The 18,987-nt window shown below is 72.6% G+C and carries 13 protein-coding genes; 4 read left to right on the plus strand and 9 right to left on the minus strand.

Features of this window, described 5'->3' with window-relative positions; translation table 11 throughout:
- The 6 genes from K7862_RS33035 to K7862_RS33060 all read right to left on the minus strand — a co-directional run.
- Positions 1-2,050 (minus strand): GAF domain-containing sensor histidine kinase (locus K7862_RS33035; protein WP_372461714.1); only part of this gene is annotated, 2,050 nt, incomplete at its 3' end.
- Between the two features lie 174 nt (positions 2,051-2,224).
- Entirely contained in the window at positions 2,225-3,193 is a 969-nt protein-coding gene (locus tag K7862_RS33040; RefSeq protein ID WP_222968732.1) for an LLM class F420-dependent oxidoreductase, read from the minus strand.
- A gap of 48 nt (positions 3,194-3,241) precedes the next feature.
- Entirely contained in the window at positions 3,242-4,531 is a 1,290-nt protein-coding gene (locus K7862_RS33045) for a phosphatase PAP2 family protein (RefSeq protein WP_262414187.1), read from the minus strand.
- 345 nt (positions 4,532-4,876) lie between these two features.
- Entirely contained in the window at positions 4,877-6,154 is a 1,278-nt protein-coding gene (locus K7862_RS33050; RefSeq protein ID WP_222968736.1) for a globin domain-containing protein, read from the minus strand.
- Between the two features lie 102 nt (positions 6,155-6,256).
- Positions 6,257-6,697, minus strand: coding sequence for an RrF2 family transcriptional regulator (locus tag K7862_RS33055; protein ID WP_222968738.1), 441 nt, complete (start codon positions 6,695-6,697; stop codon positions 6,257-6,259).
- Between the two features lie 62 nt (positions 6,698-6,759).
- Complete coding sequence (locus K7862_RS33060; RefSeq protein WP_222968740.1) at positions 6,760-7,590, minus strand: neprosin family prolyl endopeptidase; 831 nt, start codon at positions 7,588-7,590, stop codon at positions 6,760-6,762.
- A gap of 341 nt (positions 7,591-7,931) precedes the next feature.
- Between K7862_RS33060 and K7862_RS33065 the strand changes: the two genes are divergently transcribed.
- Positions 7,932-9,320, plus strand: coding sequence for a helix-turn-helix domain-containing protein (locus K7862_RS33065; RefSeq protein WP_222968742.1), 1,389 nt, complete (start codon positions 7,932-7,934; stop codon positions 9,318-9,320).
- Positions 9,321-9,352: 32 nt separating this feature from the next.
- On the opposite strand, the gene K7862_RS33070 is transcribed toward K7862_RS33065, so the two are convergent.
- From K7862_RS33070 to K7862_RS33080, 3 genes are all read right to left on the minus strand, one after another.
- The gene (locus tag K7862_RS33070) at positions 9,353-10,060 is read right to left on the minus strand and encodes a DUF6215 domain-containing protein (protein WP_222968743.1); all 708 of its coding nucleotides are present in this window, start codon (positions 10,058-10,060) and stop codon (positions 9,353-9,355) included.
- Positions 10,061-10,192: 132 nt separating this feature from the next.
- Positions 10,193-12,958, minus strand: a complete 2,766-nt coding sequence (locus K7862_RS33075) for an SCO7613 C-terminal domain-containing membrane protein (protein ID WP_222968745.1) — start codon at positions 12,956-12,958, stop codon at positions 10,193-10,195.
- A gap of 188 nt (positions 12,959-13,146) precedes the next feature.
- On the minus strand, positions 13,147-13,896 hold the full coding sequence (locus K7862_RS33080) for an SOS response-associated peptidase (protein ID WP_222968747.1): 750 nt from the start codon (positions 13,894-13,896) through the stop codon (positions 13,147-13,149).
- 217 nt (positions 13,897-14,113) lie between these two features.
- Here K7862_RS33080 and K7862_RS33085 point away from each other — a divergent pair, with 217 nt between their 5' ends.
- The 3 genes from K7862_RS33085 (at position 14,114) to K7862_RS33095 (ending at position 18,964) form a co-directional block, all read left to right on the plus strand.
- A complete protein-coding gene (locus K7862_RS33085; RefSeq protein ID WP_222968749.1) occupies positions 14,114-15,004 on the plus strand; it encodes an amidohydrolase family protein in 891 nt (296 codons plus the stop codon).
- Positions 15,005-15,345: 341 nt separating this feature from the next.
- Positions 15,346-17,412, plus strand: a complete 2,067-nt coding sequence (locus tag K7862_RS33090) for a discoidin domain-containing protein (protein ID WP_262414189.1) — start codon at positions 15,346-15,348, stop codon at positions 17,410-17,412.
- Between the two features lie 268 nt (positions 17,413-17,680).
- Positions 17,681-18,964 carry a PP2C family protein-serine/threonine phosphatase gene (locus K7862_RS33095; RefSeq protein WP_308012324.1) on the plus strand — a complete coding sequence of 428 codons (1,284 nt, stop codon included), beginning with the start codon at positions 17,681-17,683 and terminating at the stop codon, positions 18,962-18,964.
- Positions 18,965-18,987 lie beyond the last annotated feature (23 nt).

The raw sequence follows: 18,987 nt of genomic DNA on the forward strand, positions 1-18,987 counted from the left end.
CGCGTCGGCGCGGAACCGGGCGCCGTCGACCAGCCGCCGCACGATGCTGTCGCGACTCAGGCCGCGCGCCGGCAGCCCCCCGTCTGGCCGCATGCGGGGCGTCCGCCGCCGCCGGTGCTTCCCGCTCGGTCGTGGGGGATGCCGATGTCTCCGCGGGGACGTGCGGTCCCGCCTCCTGCGCGGTGCCCTGCCCCGCCGCTTCCAGCGCGGACACGCCGGCCGCTCCCGGCAGCCAGCGCAGGGCCTCCTGGATGTAGGGCTCAGCCTGGGCGCCCGTACCGCGGCCCGGGGCCGGTTCGCGCTCCCCGGCCGGCGCCGGCCGGTTGTCGAAGGGCAGCCGTACGGTGAAGCGGGTGCCCTCACCCTCCGTGCTGGCCGCGGTGATGGTGCCCCCGTGCAGGGTGACCAGCTCCTGCACCAGGGCGAGTCCGATGCCGCTGCCCTCGTGGGAGCGGGAGCGGGTGTTCTCGATCTGGTGGAACCGCTCGAACAGCCGCGGGAGTTCCGCCGCCGGGATGCCGACGCCGGTGTCCGCGACGACGACCACCGCCTCGTCGCCCTCCGCGCGCACGCTCACCCCGATCGACCCGTCGAAGGTGAACTTCAGCGCGTTGCTGAGCAGGTTGAGGACGACCTTCTCCCACAGGTCGCGGTCGACGAGGACCGGACGGTCGAGCGGCGGACAGTCGACATCGAAGGCGAGACCCGCACGGTCGACGGCCGAGCGGAAGACGCTGGCGAGGCCCGCGGTGACCGCCGCGAGGTCGACGCGTTCGTAGCTGGCCTGCATACGGCCGGCCTCGATGCGCGAGAAGTCCAGCAGGGTGTTGACGAGCTTGCTCAGCCGCAGCCCGTTCCGGTGGATGACGTCCAGTTCCTGGCGCGAGGGTTCGTCGTCCGCCAGCCGGATCCGCAGTTCGTCCAGCGGTCCCATGATCAGCGTCAGCGGGGTGCGGAACTCGTGGCTGATGTTGGAGAAGAAGGTGGTCTTGGCCCGGTCCAGCTCGGCCAGTTCCTCGGCCCTGCGCTGCTGGGCGCGGTAACTGCGGGCGCTGCCGATGCCGGACGCCAGGTGGCCGGCGGCGAGTTCGATGAATCCCCGGTACTCGTCGTCCAGCGGCCGGTGGGGGTTCAGTCCGGCCACCAGGAAGCCGTAGGGGGCACCGCCCTGCCGGAGCATGGGGGTGACGAAGGCATGCGTCGGCTGCTGTCCCCAGTGGCCCGTCGGCAGGTCGCCGAAGGGGCCGTCGTCGAGCGCGACCAGAACGGACTCGCCGAGAGCGGGCGCGGCGACCGGCCACACCGCCTGGGGGTCCTCGGGGTCGACGACCTCCACCGCCGCCGGATGCCCGCCGTCGAAGCCGGTGGTGGCCGCGAGCCGGGCGAACCCGTCGTCACCGAGCAGGTACGTCAGGGTGAAGGGCAGGTCCCACGCGTTGCGGCCGAGCTGCCGGCCGGCGAACTCCAGCACCTCCTGCTCCGTGCGCACGACCGTGCCGTCCGAGCCGAGTTCGCGCAGGGTGGCCATCCGGCGCTCGGTGACGACCCGCTGGGTGTCCTCCCGGACCACGCAGAGCATGCCGACGACGGCGTCGGCGTCGTCGCGCAGCGGGCTGTAGGAGAAGGTGTGGTAGGTCTCCTCGGGATAGCCGGAGCGCTCCAGGAACAGCAGGAGTCCTTCGTCCCAGGTTCCCTTGCCGGTGGAGAGCACGGTGTCGGCGCGCGGCATGACGTGGTCCCAGACCTCCGCCCACACCTCGCGGGCCGGCCGCCCCAGCGCCCACGGGTACTTGTGGTCCAGGGTGTCCCGCCGGTAGGCGGCGTTGCACAGGAAGGTGAGCTCCGGGCCCCAGCCCATCCACATGGGGAAGCGGGAGGAGAGCAGGATGCCGACGGCGGTCCGCAGGCTCTGCGGCCAGTCCTGGGGCGGGCCCAGGGGCGTGGCCGCCCAGTCGACGGCAGCGAGATCGCTGCCGAACTCCCGATCTGCGGCGAACACCTCGGCGGTTGCGCGCGGTGCCTCCGGTTCGGCGTCGTACGACCTCGTCACGCGCCTGCCCTCCCCTCCGGTCCCATCCCTGGCCTTCTCCCCCGGGCCTCACGGGTCATTCTGCTCGGTGCGGGTGAGCGGTCTCACCCGCGGCCCCGTGTCCGCCCGTCCGCGTCGGCTCCCAGGAGGGGGAGGACGTCCCCCAAGGACCCCGCAGGCGAGGTGCCGTCCGGCTCAGAAGGCGTCGCGCAGCGCGGGCAGGAGCGTCTCCTGCGCCCACTTGAGGAAGGGCTGCTGGTGGTCGCCGCCGATCTGGACGAGCGCGACCTCGTCGAATCCGGCCTCCGCGTAGGGGCGGACGGCCGCCACGAACGCCTCGACGTCGTCGCCGCAGGGAATGGACTCGGCGACGTCATCGGGCCGGACGAACTGGGTGGCGCCGGCGAAGCCGTCCGTCCCCGGGAGCTCCGCGTTGACCTTCCAGCCGCTGCCGAACCAGCGGAACTGCTCGTGTGCGCGGGCGACCGCCGCGTCGCGGTCGGTGTCGTAGCAGACGGGGAGCTGGCCAACCCTCGGCTTGCCGGTGCCTCCGTGCTCGTCGAAGGACTGCAGCAGTTCGGGCTTCGGCTCGGTGGCGATGACCAGGTCGGCGAGCCGGCCGGCGACCTCGCACGACCGGTCCCCCGAGACCGCGACCCCCAGCGGGGGCGGTGTGTCCGGCAGGTCCCACAGCCGGGCGCCGCGCACCTCGAAGTGCGGGCCCGCGTGGTCGACGACCGCCCCGGACAGCAGTGCCCTGATGATGCCGACGGCCTCTTCCAGCTTCTCCAGCCGGACGGCCGCGGTCGGCCAGCCGCCGCCCACGACGTGTTCGTTGAGGTTCTCCCCCGAGCCGAGGCCGAGCCGGAAGCGGCCCTCGGACAGCAGCTGCATCGTCGCCGCCTTCTGGGCCACGACCGCCGGGTGGTAACGGGTGGTGGGGCAGGTCACGTAGGTCATCAGCGGGATGCGCTCGGTGGCCTGGGCGGCGGCGCCCAGCACACTCCAGGCGTACGGCGCGTGACCCTGCTCGTCCAGCCACGGAAAGTAGTGGTCCGAGCAGACCGAGAAGTCGAACCCGGCCTGCTCGGCGCCCACCACGTCCTCGACCAGGGCTCGTGGCGCGGACTGCTCGGTCATCATCGTGTATCCGATTTGCACCATGAGTCCCGCCTTGCCACTCGCCCCTCGCGCAAACCCGGGGTGGGCGGCTCAGACCATCTCCGGCTGCGGGTCGAGTTGCCTGGCGGGCACGGACCCGGGCTCCCACAGCGTGATGGCGCGGATGTAGGCCAGGATCACCGAGGTCATGGCCAGCAGCAGCAGGGGGCCGAACAGCCACGGGTGCTCGGCCATCCGCATCGGCAGATAACGATAGGAAAGCAGCAGCGCGACGAAGACGCCCGCGCCGTAGGTCACCATCCGGATTCCGGCGGCGTCCCATCCGCGGTCGTGCGTGCGCAATCCCGCTTCGATCGTCAGGGAGAACACCACGCCGGCCACGAGATCGACGCCGTAGTGATAACCGAATCCGAGGGTCGCGCCGAGCGTGGCGACCAGCCAGAAAGCCCCCGCGCATTGCAGGAGTTTCGGCCCCTTGCGCGAATGCAGGAATATCGCCGTGGCCCACGCCGTGTGCAGGCTCGGCATGCAGTTCCGCGGCGTGATCTCGTCGAAGGCCATCGGGTGCGGAGCACTGAGCGACGGCGTCGCGTCCGGCCACAGGTTCGCCACCGCCCAGTGCCCGCCGTCGGCGCCGTAGGCGAAGACCGGCCCCACCGTCGGGAAGATCATGTAGACGGCCGGCCCGATGAGGCCGATGACCAGGAACGTGCGTACGAGGTGGTGCCGGGGGAAGCCGCGGTCGACCGCCACATGGCGCAGCTGGTACATCGCCACGACGACCGCGGCCACCGCGAGCTGGATGTAGACGTAGTCGAGCACGTGCGACCCGATCGGCCCGGTGGCCTCGACCGCCCGGCCGACCAGCCACGACGGGTTGCCGAGGGCGCGATCCGCGGTCTCCGCGTACTGGTCGAGCACCGCGGGGCGGGTCTTGGACGTGATGAGCAGCCAGGTGTCACCGGTCTTGCGGCCGGTCACCAGCAGCAGCCCGAGCCCGACGCCCTTCAGGAGCAGGGTGCGCTCCCGCCCGGTGCGGCGCGCGACGGCGATGACGGCGCACCCCAGGATCACCCACAGCGCGCCGTTCCCGAACGCCGGTTCGGCGTGCACCGCCAAGCGCACCAGGAGGAAGACGAGGTCGATGCCGATCGCGGATCCGAGCGCGACGAAACGCTGCCGCCAGGTGAGCACCACCATCATCAGACCCAGGCTGGCGTAGAGCAGGAAACCTGATTTGGGGGCGAATATCACCTCTTGCGCCTGGGTGGTGATCGGTCCCGGCAGCCCGTAGTGGCGCGCGGCGACCTCGAGCGCGACGAGGAAGCCGAGGGTCACCACCCCTGCCGCGGCCCACAGCAGTACCCGCGGTCGCCGCAGTGCGGCAGCCGCGGTTCGGAGGCTTATTCGCGAGAACACCCGTGATGGTATAGATATCAATTGCCTGGTCGATTTGTTCGCTGTTGGCTATGTTTGTCAGTTTCCGTCCCTGGATGGCACGGAATTCTGATGAACGGCGGACGAACGAGGGCGATCGCCGCGATTTCGAACATGCTAGCCGAGTGGTGCAAGTGAATTTCGCGGGGCCGCGAGAAGAGCGCATGCGGCGGCAACGGAAATGCCGGCCGCCCGGTTTCGTTCCCGGGCCCGTTGGGGCTCGGGAACGAAACCGGGCGGCCGCGCTGGTGGGGCCGTGGCGGTTTCCGTCCGGCGGCCGGGCGGACGTCAGGCCACGTCGGCCGGAGCGGCCGAGGAAAGCCACAGGTCGGGACCGAAGACCTCGTAGTGCACGGCGGCGGGATCCAATCCCTTCTCCAGCAGCTGGCCGCGGACGGCGCGCATGAAGGGCAGCGGCCCGCACAGGTAGGCCGTGGTGCCCACGGGCAGGTCGAAGCCGCTCAGGTCCGCACGGCCCTCGTGGACAAAGCGGGACGCCCCGCCGCCGTCGGTGTTCTCGGCGGTGGAGTCGGCAGCGTCTGCGGCAGGGTTTCCGGAGCCCGCGTCCTCGTACCAGACGTGCAGCGTGGCATCGGGCAGCCGCATGACGAGTTCGTCCTGCTCGTCGCGGTGCGCGTGGCCGGCCGCCGAGCGGTCGGCGTGCACGACGGTGACCGGCCGCCGCGAGGATGTCCGGGCCAGGTGGTCCAGCATCGACAGCATCGGGGTGACGCCGATGCCCGCGGACGCGAGAAGCACGGGACCGTCACCGTCGGGCAGCACCAGGTCGCCGAAGGGGCGGGAGACGCGCAGCAGCCCGCCCGGCTGGGCGTTGGCGTGCAGCCAGGTGGAGACCTCGCCCGCGGGCAGCGATCCCGCGGCTCCGCGTTCCCGCTTCACCGTGATCCGCCAGGTCTTGCGGTCCGGCGCCGAGGACAGGCTGTACTGCCGGATCTGGCGGGCGCCGTCGGGCAGTTCGACCTGCACGCTCACATACTGGCCGGGCAGGAAGGGCTCGGTGGGCAGCCCGTCGGTGCGGCGCAGGGTCAGCGACACCGCGTCGGGTGACTCCTCGGTGCGCTCGGCGATCTCCATGTCGCGCCAGACCTCGCCCGCGGCGACCTCGGCCTGCGTGTACAGGTGGGCCTCGCGCGCGATGAGCGCGTTGGCCATCAGCCAGTACACCTCCTGCCAGGCCGCGCCCACCTCCGGGGTCACCGCGTCGCCCAGCACCTCGGCCACGGCGTCCAGCAGGTGACGGCCGACGAGCTCGTACTGGTCGGCGGTGATCCCCAGCGAGGCGTGCTTGTGGGCGATCCGGGCGAGGATCGCGTCGGGGCGGTCGTCCGGCCGCTCCACCAGCGTCGTCGCGAAGGCCGCCACGGCGCCGGCCAGCGCCTGGCGCTGGGCGCCGCTGGCCTGGTTGGCCCGGTTGAACAGGTCGCGCAGCAGCTCGGGCCGCTCGTCGAACAGACGGCGGTAGAAGGCGTCAGTGACGGCGTCCAGGTTCGCGCCGACGTCCGGGAGGGTGGCGCGGACGACAGGCAGGGACTGTGCGGAGAGCACAGGTGGCTCCTTATCCGCATCTGAAATCTGCATCTCAGATGCCAATTAACGGGCGCGACCCGGTGGCGCGCGGCACGGCGTGCCACCGCGGAGCCGCGGTGTTCAGATGTGCGGACCGGCCAGGGACAGCAGGACGGGACCGGTGGGAGAGGCGACCAGATCCTGGATGGTGAACCGGTCCAGGGACGCGTAGTAGGCCTGCTGGGCCTCTCTCAGGGCGTGCCGCAGCCGGCATCCGCCGGCCAGCGGGCACGGGTTGGCGCCTTCGCAGGTGACCGACTCGCGATCGCCCTCCAGCGTCCTGATCAGCTCACCGACCCGGCTGCGCCGGCCCTGTTCGGTCAGGGCCAGACCGCCACCGCGACCGCGTCGCGCCTCGACGACACCCAGATGCCGCAGGTGCGCGATCGCCTTCGCGGTGTGCGTGTAGGGCACGCGCATCGCCTCGGCGATCTCCTTGGTCGTCAGGAGTTCGCGGCCGTCGGCGACGGCCAGTCGCATGGCCGCACGCAGTGCCAGATCGGTGTACTTGGTCAGCTGCACGCTCGGCAGATTATCGAATGCACATCTCAGATGCATATTTCATAGGCGTGACTCCCGCCACGTCAGCACGGGCCGGCGCCGGGCCCGCCGAGACGGAAGGAGGTGGCGGACGCCTTGCCGTAGTCGTAGCTGCCGGGACTGCTGGCGGTGACGGTGAAGCGGGGGCGGTCCGCGGCTTCGTACAGGCGGTAGCCGTCGACCCACGAGGCCGCGGGACCGCTCCCCCATCTGCCGTTGCCCATGTCGGTGCACGAGGGCACGTCGTCGGCGTTCTCCGCGACCTCGCCGAAGGCGGTGACGACCTGGGCGCGGTCGTAGGCGCCGTTCCAGAGCGAGCCAGGGAAGTAGCCCACCTTCTGCCCGCCGAACAGCACCCACCAGTCGCCGCCGATGTTGCGGGGGCCGAACTCGGCGGCCCGGCCGGCGTGCAGGGGCATGCCGGCCGTGACCGTCCGCGAGACGGGGACGAAGCCGCAGCCGTTGTAGCAGGACGTCTGCCCGTCCACCCAGTGGTAGACGAACAGGTGGGGCCTGCTGTCGCCGTTGAGTTCGGGGTCCACGGTCCAGCCGACCTCGACGGTGGACACCCGCGCGGTGTCCTGGAGCGCCAGCTCCTGCAGGGAGTGTTCGCCGGTCTGCGCCGGGTCGACCTCGGGGTCCTCGATCTTCATACGCACCGACGCACCCGAGGTGTCGGTGATCTGCCGGCCGTAGACGTAGTCGTAACAGGCGCCGTACCAGCAGGTGGGGCCGGTCGCCGTGGCAGACGCGGAGGTGGGCGGCACCGTGGGGGCGGCGGTGCCGGACGCCTGAGCGGGCGCGGAGGAGACCGAGGACAGCAGGATCAGGCTGCAGGTGGCAAGAGCTCCGGACAGGGCGGGGCGTATGCGCATCGTGGCGCTCCATGGAGTTGTCGAACGAGCAAGCGGTGGGCGGCGGTTGACGGGCGGACGCACGGATTGACGCGCGGCCGCCCGCCGGGCGGGCCGGCTCCGCTGCCCGGCAGCGGAGTCGGCGGGCGACGAGCGACGAGCGACGACGTAACCGATGACGTAAGTGATGACGTAAGCCGAGTTATGTTGCGAGTTAAGCTAGGGGGTGGAGAGGACCGGGGCAAGGGCCCGGGCCGCGCCGCCCGTTCCGCGGCGGGCCGGTGGCCGGCCGACCGCCGGGGGCATGAACCGTGATAGGAGTGGGCCGGGCGCGCGCCCCCACGACGACCTGGAAGGTGCCCATGCCGAGCGGTGGTAGGCAGGACGGCGCGCACGACGACGCCGCCGGGATCGGCGGACGCGTCCAGTCGTTGCGTGGTCAACTGGGCTTCACGCAACGCCAGTTGGCCGAGCCGAAGTACACCGCCGCCTATGTCTCCACCGTCGAGGCCGGCAAGGTCCGTGCCTCCGAGACCGCGCTGCGCTACTTCGCCGGCAAACTCGGCACGACTTACGAGCAGTTGGCGACCGGCGTCCCCGCCGGGCTCCGCGCCGAACTGCGCGAGGGCCTGGCGCGCGCGGGCGACCTGGTCGACGGCGGCGCCGGACGGGACGCCGAGGACCTGCTCGGCGCGCTCATTCGCCAGGCCGAGGACCACCGGATCCCCGATCTGGAAGCGGACCTGCGGGTGGCGTTCGGGCACTGCCTGGTGAGACGGGGCGCCTTGGCCGAGGGCCGGACCGAGTTCGAGCGGGCGGAGGCCCTGCTGGCGGACGAACCGCTGCCCTCACGCGTCCGCGCGGTCCGCGGACGCGCCACCGCCCACCAGCTGGAAGGCGACGTGCGGTACGCCTGCTACCTGCTGGAGAACTGCATCAACGAGCTCAACGCCGACGGACTGCCCGACCCTGACGCCCTGTTGCTGATGTACGCCACCGTCATCACCCCCTACATGGATCTCGGCGCGCACGAGCGCGCCGCCAAGGCCGCCGGTCTCGCGCTGGACCTCGCCCCTCAGGTCGGCGACCCCGTGGCGATCGCCGGTCTGCACCGGGCGGTGGCCCGCACCCTGGCGGCGCGCGGGCGCTACGACGACGCCGAGGGCTATCTCGTCAAAGCCCAGGAACTCTACGAACGACGCCAGATCCGCAGCGAGTTGGCCCTGTGTCACTGGATGCGCGGCTATCTGCACACCCAGCACGACCGGCTGGCGGACGCGGAGGGCGAACTGCGCACCGCACGCGAGATGCTGCGCGAGACCGGCGGAACCTTCTACGCCGCCCAGGTCGACGTCGAGCTCGCCGACGTCCGGCGCCGGCGGGGCCAGGACGCCGACGCGGAACGCCTCCTGCACGGCCTCCTGAAGGAACTCGGCCCCGGCCGGGGCGCGGTGCACGCGGCCGCGGCCCACCGCCTGCTCGGCCTGATCCACCAGGAACGCGGCGACACCGAACAGGCCGAACGGCACTACCGGAATGCCATCCCCCTGCAGGAGGAGGCCGCGGTCGCCGGTGACCTGGCGGACACTTCCCGCCTGCTGGGCGACCTGCTGCACCGTCAGGGCCGCACCGAGGAGGCCATCGCCGCTTACCGCCACGGCCTGACCCATCTCGCCCGCCCGGGCACCGTCACCCTCGGGCCCGTCCCCGCGGCCCCTCCGCTGCGGAGCCTGGACGCCGACGGGAGGTGACGCGCGGCGGCCGCCCGCCGGGCTCCTCGCCGTCAGCGTGCGGTCCACCCGGGAAGGGTGGGCAGCACTTCCTCCGCGAGGTGGACCAGGACCGCGTCGTCCGGCGCCCCGCCGTCCGTGCGCCACAGCGTCATCTCGTACGAGCCGCCGCTGTCCTCGAGGTTCAGGGAAAGGAGCAGTGAGCGGGCCGGCACACCCGGACCGCTGTGGCTGTCGCCGCCGTCGAGCCGGAAGCTGACCCGGATGGTCCGGTCGGAGTACAGGACCGCCGTGCGGCCCAGAACCGTCCGTGGGCGGGCGTCGCCGCCCAGCACCTTCGCGTACTCGCCCACCGGCAACTGGTCATAGCTGGCCTGGAGGTTCACGGTGTAGGTCCCGAGCTCGACCCTGGCCGAGGGGTTGGGGATCTGCTTGCCGCCGGCCAGCGTGAGGCTACTGGTGCTGCTGCTCGCGCTCTTGGCGGTCTCTCCCGGTGTACCGAGCAGATCGGCCAGGTCGGGCCGGTTCAGAGCCGCGCACAGTTGCGCGCCGGAGATCGTTCCCGACCTCTTCCGCGGTGTTCCGGACGCCTTCGCCGGCTGCCCGTCCGAGCAGGTCGCGGCCGGCGGGGTGCTGTCCGCCGACGAGGACCTGGTGAACGTCCACAGGCCGGCTCCGAGCCCCCCGACCAGCACGACGGCCGTGACCACCTGCCCCCACGCACTCACGCCCTTCGCGGGCGCGCCACTCTCGTTCGCCATGCCCCCACCTGCGACGGCCCCATGCCATGTGCGGGGGACAGTATCCGCTGCCCCCGCCCCGCACAAGCCGGTTCGCCCGCGCCCGCCGACGCTTGGCCCGCGTAGCCTGGTGAGGTGACCTCGCACAGGCTCTCAGGTGAGGCGGCGGAGGTGGGCGCGCAGGCGGCGGCTGTCGGCGAGGCGTCGTTCGTAGGTGGCGCCGAGGAAGAGCAGGAGCAGACCCGCCCCGGCGACCGGGACCCAGCGGGGCAGCAGGCCGAGGGACTGCGCGATGGCCGGGGCCAGTTCGTGCAGCGCGTCCACGGCCAGGACCGCCGCGCCCAGGAGCAGGGGCGCGCGCAGGCGGTACCGCGCACCCGCGAGGGTGACTGCGAGCGCGGCCAGCCCCAGCAGCAGGGGCCGCACCCAGTGGACGTCGGCCCAGGCGGCGCCCAGCGCGGGCACCAGGGTGAGGCCCAGCCCGGGTCCGTACGCCCGCCACGAGCCGGTCGCGGGGAACCGGCGGCGGTGCAGGTGGCCCAGCACCAGGGCGGCCACGCCGACGGGGACCGTGTAGGGCTCGGGCGCGCTCACACCGGCCGCGGCCAGCCGGATCCAGGTCGACAGGGTCAGCAGGGCCGTGGCGGTCAGGGCGGCGGCCCGGCGGCGGTCGGCACGCAGCGCGACCCCCAGTGCCGCGGCCCCCGCGACGGCCAGTGCGGTACCGGCGGCGTTCGCGTGGCCCAGGGTCATCAGTACCGCGGCACCCCCGACGCCGTACCCCGTGACCTCGACGGCCGTGCCCCGCAGCAGGGCCGCCGCGGGCGCCGATGCGACCGCCACGCCCAGGACGGCGAACGCCGCCAGATGGGTGGGCAGTCCGGCGGCCGCGGCGGCCCGCGCCGCCTCGACGCCGAGCGCGATGACGGTGAACGCCGCCGCGCCCTGGGCGATGCCGTCCCGGTCCGACCCGCGCAGCGCCGCGGCCAGGCCCGCGGCAAGGAGGGCGGTGGCGCCCCAGACGACCAGTGCGGCCGCGTCCTGCGGGAGCGACCAGACCAGTGCCAGGGCCGCCGGAGCGGCCACCGCGCACAGCCGCGGCGTGGTATCGGCACCACCCCGGCGCACCAGGTTCGCTGCCGCCGAAGCCGCGGGCACCCAGGCGGCGGCCAGGGCCGCCCCGAACGGCAGACCGGCTGCCACGGGGCTCAGGGCGACGGCCGGCACGGCGGCGACGATGGCCGCGCACCACACCAACACCCCCAGGACCGAGGTTGATCGGCCCTGCGGCACGGGGGTCACGGCGGGCCCGGCGCCACGCCCCGGCACAGCGTCGCCCGCCGCCCGCGAGCCTGCTTCCGCCTCGTCCGGTTCCCCGGTCCCGCCCGGCACGACGCCCTCGGCGGCGCGGAGCTCCCCGGCCCCCTCGCCGGCGACCCGCGACGTCCCCGCGCCCGGGCCCGCGGCCGCCCCCGTGACCCCGGCGGCCGGCGCGGCCCGCACTCCCGCGCCCCAGGCGCCACGGCCGGTGAGAAGGTGCGCCACCGTGCCCAGAGTGACCGCCACCAGCGCCGCGACGACCGGGACCTCGGCTGCGACCTGCCAGTGGCCGGCGGCGGTCGCTGCGGGCCGGCGCAACGGCTGACCGAGGGCCCGCAGCAGTCCCGGCAGCACCTTCATCGCGATCGGCCACAGCAGCGCGCCCGATGCCGCGAAACCCGTCCAGAGCGGGTGCCGCCCGGCGCCGCGCCCGCCGGCCGTCCGCCCCAGGGCGATGACGGCGACGATCGCGAGGGCAGTCGTGGGCACGGCGTAGACGATCACCCCGCAGGACGCCGGCAGCGCGGCCCGAGGCACGCTTCCCGCCACCGCGATGAGTGCCACCCCGGACAGAGCGCCGGCCACCACCCGTGCCACGTACGGCAGTTCGCGGCGAAGGGCGGCGGTCGCCCCGAGCAGCACCAGAAGCACCAGCGGAACGCAGGCCCGCAGCACGGGACCGAACGCGGATCCCGGTCCCGCCGCCCGCAGCGCTGAGCCCGCCACCAGGCAGCCGGCGGCGGCCCACACCCCGGCGGCCGCCGTCGTGGCCGGCGCGAGGAACGTGCCGCGGCGGGCGGCCGAGCGCAGCGCGACGGCCGACCCCAGATCGAGAGCCGCGCCCGCCGCCAGGACGATCGCCCACCCCACACGCCCGCCGTCGACCGTGGCCGCCGCGAACGGAATCGTCACCTGGACGAGCAGCAGGGCGCCCCACGGCATGACGACGGACCGCGTCCAGCGCCCATGAGCCCAGGCACCCGCGCTCACCAGCGCGGTGACCGCCGTTCCGTACGCGTCCGCGGGCACGCCGTCAAGCCCGGCCAGGCCCGCGGCCCGAGCGGCGTAGCAGTCGAGCAGCACCAGGCCCAGCCCGACGGCGGCCGCCGTCTCGGCCGTCGCGGCGAGGCGCGTCCGCAGGCTCAGGTGGGCGGTGAAGGCAAGGGCGGTGACGACGACGAGCACGACGGCCCGGCCGGCGATGCCGAGGTGGCCCCAGTTCACGAGCGTGAAGACGATCCCGGCGATCGACGTCAGCACCGCGCCCAGGACCAGCAGCACGGTCTGCACGGACAGCTTCCGCGCGTCCGGACCCGGCACCCCCGCGGGCACGCCCTTCTGCGGCCAGGCGGCAGCGTGGGCCGCAGGGAGCCCCGCGGGCGCGGTGAACGGACGGGAGCGCAGAGCCGCGATGAGAATGCCACGTCGCTGCAACAGCCAGGCCCGCCGCGTCGCGAGGTCGGCCAGCGTGCGGTCCAGGTTCCAGAGTTCGACCGCTTCCGGTCCGGTGAGCGGCAGCCGGCAGCGCGGGCAGCGGGGGCCCGGGGCGGCACCCAGGGGCGAGCCGCAGTCGGGGCAGCGGTTCTGACGTGCGTCCATGTGCGTGAGTCTCGGACCAGGAGCGGGCCTCCCACATGAGTACGGCTACTCAACTGCCCTGGGCGAACGCTCCCGTACCAGCTTCGTGCATCCGCCGGACCGCGAACGGTCAAGCGACCAGGACCTTTTGGGCGGCGCGCGCAACTGCGGCCGGTGCGGCCACCGACCACGGCAGAAGGCCCGGGCGACTACGTCCCCTCCTGCTCCGGGTCGACCTCCTCGATCAGCTGCGGGCCGTCGTTGCGGACGCTGTTCACCGCGGGCGACACCGGGCGCGCGACAAGGCGGCCGTCCGCCGGCGTGACCAGCAGGTCGCGCAGTTCCTCCGCGTTCGCGTGCGCGGGGTCGAGCCACGCCTCGTAGTCGTCGGCGGGGATCGCCAGCGGCATACGGGGGTGGATACGGCCGGCGGCGTCCCGGGCCTCGGTGGTGATGATCGTGCAGGTGGTCAGCCATGCCGCCGGGTCGTCGTCCTCGGCCCGGGGATCGCGCCAGAACTCGTACAGTCCGGCCAGGGCCATCACCGAGCCGTCCTCGGGGGTGATGAAGTACGGCTGTTTACGCGGCTTGGGACGGCCCGGGACCTCGACGCTCTCCCACTCGTAGAAGCCGTCCGCGGGCAGCAGGCAACGCCGTTTGGCGAACGGCTTGCGGTAGGCGGGCTTGTCGGCGACGGTCTCCATCCGCGCGTTGATCATCCTCGCGCCCGTGTCCGGGCTCTTCGCCCAGGAGGGCACCAGGCCCCACCGCAGGGCACGCAACTGGCGGCGGATCTCGCCGGTGGTGCGGTCGGCGCGTTCGAGCACCGCCCAGACGTCGTCGGTCGGTGCGACGTTCCAGCTCGGTTCGACCGCCGCCTCCTCCAGCGGAGGGTCGGGCACGTCGAACAGGCGCCTGAGTTCCGCCGGGCTCCGGGATGAGACATATCGGCCGCACATGCCTTCCACCTTGCCACTCGCCGTCCCCGGACGGCGGTATCCGGGGCACCGTCCCGTCCGGCGTCGGCCGCACGCGAGCCCCGGACGGGACGATGGCCGCGGGGGGAGGCGCTGTCAGCCGGACGGGACTCCTCCGGCCGTCCGGGTGACGGATGCCTCACCCGCTCCTTGCCGAAAGGGGTGGTCCACCCGCTCACCAGGGCCGATCGTGGACGGCATGAGTGATCACCACGCGGCCGAGGCCGGCGAGGTCCGCCGGTTCTGGGGCCGGCTCGGACTCCCCGGGCTGGTCGACGTCCATACGCACTTCATGCCCGAACGCGTCCTGAACAAGGTCTGGGACTACTTCGAGGCGCAGGGACCGCTCACCGGCGGACTGGCGTGGCCGATCGCGTACCGGAAAGAGGAGACCGAACGCGCCGCCCTGCTACGGGAGTTCGGCGTGCGGGCCTTCACCTCGATGCTCTACCCGCACAAGCCGGGCATGGCCCGCTGGCTCAACGGGTGGGCGGCCGACTTCGCCTGCCGCACACCCGACTGCCTGCACACCGCCACGCTCTACCCGGAACAGGACGTCGAGGCCTACGTCGGCGAGGCGGTGGAGGCGGGCGCGCGGGTGTTCAAGGCGCACGTCCAGGTCGGTGCGTACGACCCGGCCGACGAACTCCTGGACGGCGCCTGGGGGTTGCTAGCCGAGGCGGGGATTCCCGTGGTGATCCACTGCGGGTCCGGGCCCGCGCCCGGCAAGTACACCGGACCGGAACCGGTCGCCCGGGTGCTGGCCCGGCACCCGCGACTGCGGCTGGTGGTCGCGCACCTGGGGATGCCGGAGTACCAGGACTTCCTCGGCCTCGCCGAGCGCCACCCGGAGGTGCGGCTCGACACGACCATGGCCTTCACGGACTTCACGGAGGGGTTCATGCCGTTCCCGCGCGGCGCTCTCCCCCGGCTGGCAGCCCTCGGCGACCGCGTCCTGCTCGGCTCGGACTTCCCCAACATCCCCTACCCGTACGTCCATCAGCTCCAGGCCCTGGGCCGGCTGGGTCTCGGGGACGACTGGCTGCGGGCGGTCTGCCACGACAACGCGGCGGCGCTGTTCGGGCTGTGAGAAGGCGAGACGGCGGCCGGATCCGTCCGACTGGCACGCCCGGATCCGGTCCGCCCGGCCGGCCCGCCGCAAGCTCTTGCACACAGCACCGACCCGCATAACCCCCATAACCGGCCAAGGAGTTCGCTGCGCCTTCGAGTCCCGACGCCGCGGCGGCGATTCTCGTTCACTTCATTGACGTGCCGACGGCAACGCCGTAATCATCACAGCACCAGAGAGCGCTCTCACACTCCCCCCTCCGGCGACCCTCAGGAGACGCTGTGACTGGCAGTCCCCCACGCCCCACCCTCAGCAGAGTCCCCCGCACCCTCGTCTTCGCGTTCGTGGCGTCCCTGGTCGCCATGTTCGCGCTCGTCGTCACCCAGCACCCGGCCCGCGCGGCCGGCTCCCTGCTCTCGCAGGGCAAGCCCGCCACCGCGTCCTCGGCCGAGAACGCCGGCACTCCCGCCTCGGCCGCCGTGGACGGCAGCACCACCACCCGCTGGTCCAGCACCTTCAGCGATCCGCAGTGGCTGGCCGTCGACCTCGGATCGACCGCGACCGTCAGCTCGGTCACCGTCGACTGGGAGACGGCGTACGCGAAGGCGTACCAGATCCAGACCTCGGCGGACGGCACCACCTGGTCGTCGGTCTACTCGACCACGACCGGCGCGGGAGGCACGGAGAACCTCACCGTAAACGGTTCCGGGCGTTATGTCCGCCTCTACACGACGCAGCGCGCCACCCAGTACGGCGTCTCCGTCTGGGAGTTCCAGGTCTACGGAACCGCCGGCGGCGGCAACTCCGGCTGCTCGACGACCAACGCGGCGCTGAACAAGCCCGCGACGGCCTCCTCGGCGGAGAACGGCGGCACTCCCGCCTCGGCCGCGGTGGACGGCAGCGCCACCACCCGCTGGTCGTCCGCGGCCTCCGACCCGCAGTGGCTGCAGGTCGACCTCGGCTCCTCGCAGCAGATCTGCGGCGCCCAGCTGTCGTGGGAGGCCGCCTACGCCAAGGCGTACCAGATCCAGGTCTCCGCCGACGGCACGACCTGGAACACCGTCTACTCCACCACCACCGGTCCCGGCGCGACCGAGCTGATCACCCTCAGCGGCACCGGCCGCTACGTCCGGATGTACGGGACCCAGCGCGCCACCCAGTACGGCTACTCGCTCTGGGAGTTCCAGGTCTTCACCGGCAGCGGAGGCACCGGGACCACCGGCGGCACGGGCGGAACCACTCCGCCGCCGACCGGCGGCACGGCCCTGCTCTCGTACAACAAGCCGGCCACCGCGTCGACGTACCAGGACGACGGCAACTGCCCGGCGTGCAACCCCGCGAAGGCGTTCGACGAGGACCCCGCCACCCGCTGGGCGACCAGTGACGTCAACGGCTGGGTCGACCCGGGCTGGATCGCGGTGGACCTCGGCGCGACGGCGCACATCACCAAGGTCGTCCTGCAGTGGGACCCGGCCTACGCGACGTCGTACCAGATCCAGACGTCCGCCGACGGCACGAGCTGGACACCGATCTACTCGACCACCACCGGCAAGGGCTTCAAGGAGACCCTGACGGTGGACGGCACGGGCCGCTACGTGCGGATGTACGGCACCGCGCGCAGCAACGGCTACGGCTACTCGCTGTGGACCTTCGACGTGTACGGCACCGGCGGCAGCCCCACGCAGCCGCCCGCCACGCCGCCGAACCCCGGCAACCCGGAACACCTGGTGTGGAGCGACGACTTCAACGGCGCGGCGGGCAGCGAGCCGGACTCCTCGAAGTGGTCGCAGGACCCGGGCCGCGGCCAGAACGGCGAGCTGGAGACGTACACCAACGGCGACAACACGTTCATGGACGGCAACGGCGACCTGGTGATCGAGGCGCGCAAGGAGGCGGACGGCAGTTACACCTCGGGCCGGATCAACACCGCCAGCCACTTCACCTTCACCTACGGCCATGTGGAGGCACGGATCAAGGTCAGCGGCACGCAGGGCCTGTGGCCGGCGTTCTGGCTGCTCGGCGCCAACTTCACGACCGGTACGCCGTGGCCCGCCTGCGGGGAGATCGACATCATGGAGCACGTCGGCAAGGTGCCGGACTCCGTGTACTCGACGCTGCACGCCCCGGCGTACAACGGCGGGAACGGTTACGGGTCGCCGTACACCGTGGCGGGCTCGGACTTCGCCTCCGACTTCCACACCTACGCGGTGGACTGGGACTCCACCCACATGACGTTCTCGGTCGACGGCCACAACTTCTTCACCGCCGACCGCTCGACGGTCGAGCAGACCCGCGGCCCCTGGGTCTACGACCACCCGTTCTACATCATCCTCAACAACGCGGTGGGCGGTGACTGGCCCGGGGCTCCCGACGCCACCAGCGTCTTCCCGCAGCGGATGCTCGTCGACTACGTCCACGTCCTGCAGTAGGCCTGCAGTAGTCCTCCGGTACTCCGCCGGTAGTTCCCCAGCAGTCCCCAGCAGTCCCCAGCAGTTCCGCGCTTCCCCCCACCGGGGCCCGGGCCGGCAGCCGCCGCCCGGGCCCCGTCAGGCGTCCGGGCCCCCTGTTCCGCCATCAGGACCACCGCAGTGCGGGACACTCCCTCACTATCTGGTCATATATGACATAAAGAGGGCAAAGCTTCCCTGGATAGCGACGCGCTGCGGCCGTGAGAGCACGGCGGGAGGACATGTGGTCGTGGGCGATCTCGGCGGCGTGATGGACATGACGGAGGGGTTCCTGCGGCGCGGCCACCTCGTGGGGTTCGACGAGCTGCCGGAGCTTGTGCAGATGAGCGGCGAGTCGGCGGGGCTGATGAGGGCCCGGGTGTTCGTCGCGGATCTGCGGGACGACGTGCTGTGCGAGATGACCGGCAAGGGCATGGACGCCGGCGAGGGCGGCGAGCGGTTCTCGATCGACGACTCCCTGCCCGGCACCGCCTTCCGGGAGAACCGCGCGCTGTCGGAGATGGGCGACGATCTGGACACCGACCGGTGGTGGGTGCCCGTCCTGGACGGCACCGAGCGCCTGGGTGTCCTGCGTGTGGACCTGCCGGCCGGCCGCGACGACTCCGAGCCCCTCGACGGCTCCGGCCCGGGGGCCACGGTGTCGGGCGGGGACCGGCTCCGCGCGGCCCGCATGCTGGCGTCGCTCGCCGGCCTGCACCTGGTGAGCAAGCGCCCGACGAGCGACGCGTACTCGCGCCTGACGCGCAAGGGGCGCATGACGGTGGCGGCGGAGCTGGAGTGGAACCTGATGCCGCCGCTGTCGTTCGCCAATCCGGACGTCGTCATCGCCGCGGCGGCGGAACCGGCCTACGACATCGGCGGCGACGCCTTCGACTACGCCGTGGCCGACCGTACGGCCCAGGTGGCGGTGTTCGACGCGATGGGCCACGACAGCTTCGCCGGGCTGACCGCGAGCGTCGCGGTGGCCGCGTTCCGCAACGAGCGGCGGCAGGGCTCGAACCTCGTGGGCATCGGCGAGGGGATCGAACGCGCCCTCATCGACCACTTCGACGGCAACCGCTACGCCACCGCGGTGCTCGCCGACCTCGACCTGGCCTCGGGTGAGTTCTCCTGGGTCAGTCGCGGGCACCCCCCGCCGATCATCATCCGTGGCGGGCGGTGGGTGAGCGGCCTGGAGTGCGAGCCCGCCCATCCGCTCGGCATGGGCCTCGGACTGGAGGTCACGGTGTGCCGCGAACAACTGAAGGCCGGTGACCGCATCGTCCTCTACACCGACGGGATCACCGAGGCCCGGGACCGGACCGGCGACGAGTTCGGCGTCGCCCGCTTCATCGAGTTCCTCAACCGCCACCACACCGAGGGCCTGCCGGTGCCGGAGACACTGCGCAGGCTGATGCGGGCGATCCTCGCGCACAACCGCGGCAGGCTCGCCGACGACGCGACCGTGCTGTGCCTGGAGTGGCACGGCCCGAGCCGCAACAAGGCGCTGCGGCCCACCCAGCCCGAGCCGTGACAGGCCGGCCCGGGCGGACCGCG

It is taken from the genome of Actinacidiphila acidipaludis, assembly GCF_019890725.1.
Classification (GTDB): Bacteria; Actinomycetota; Actinomycetes; order Streptomycetales; family Streptomycetaceae; genus Actinacidiphila; species Actinacidiphila acidipaludis.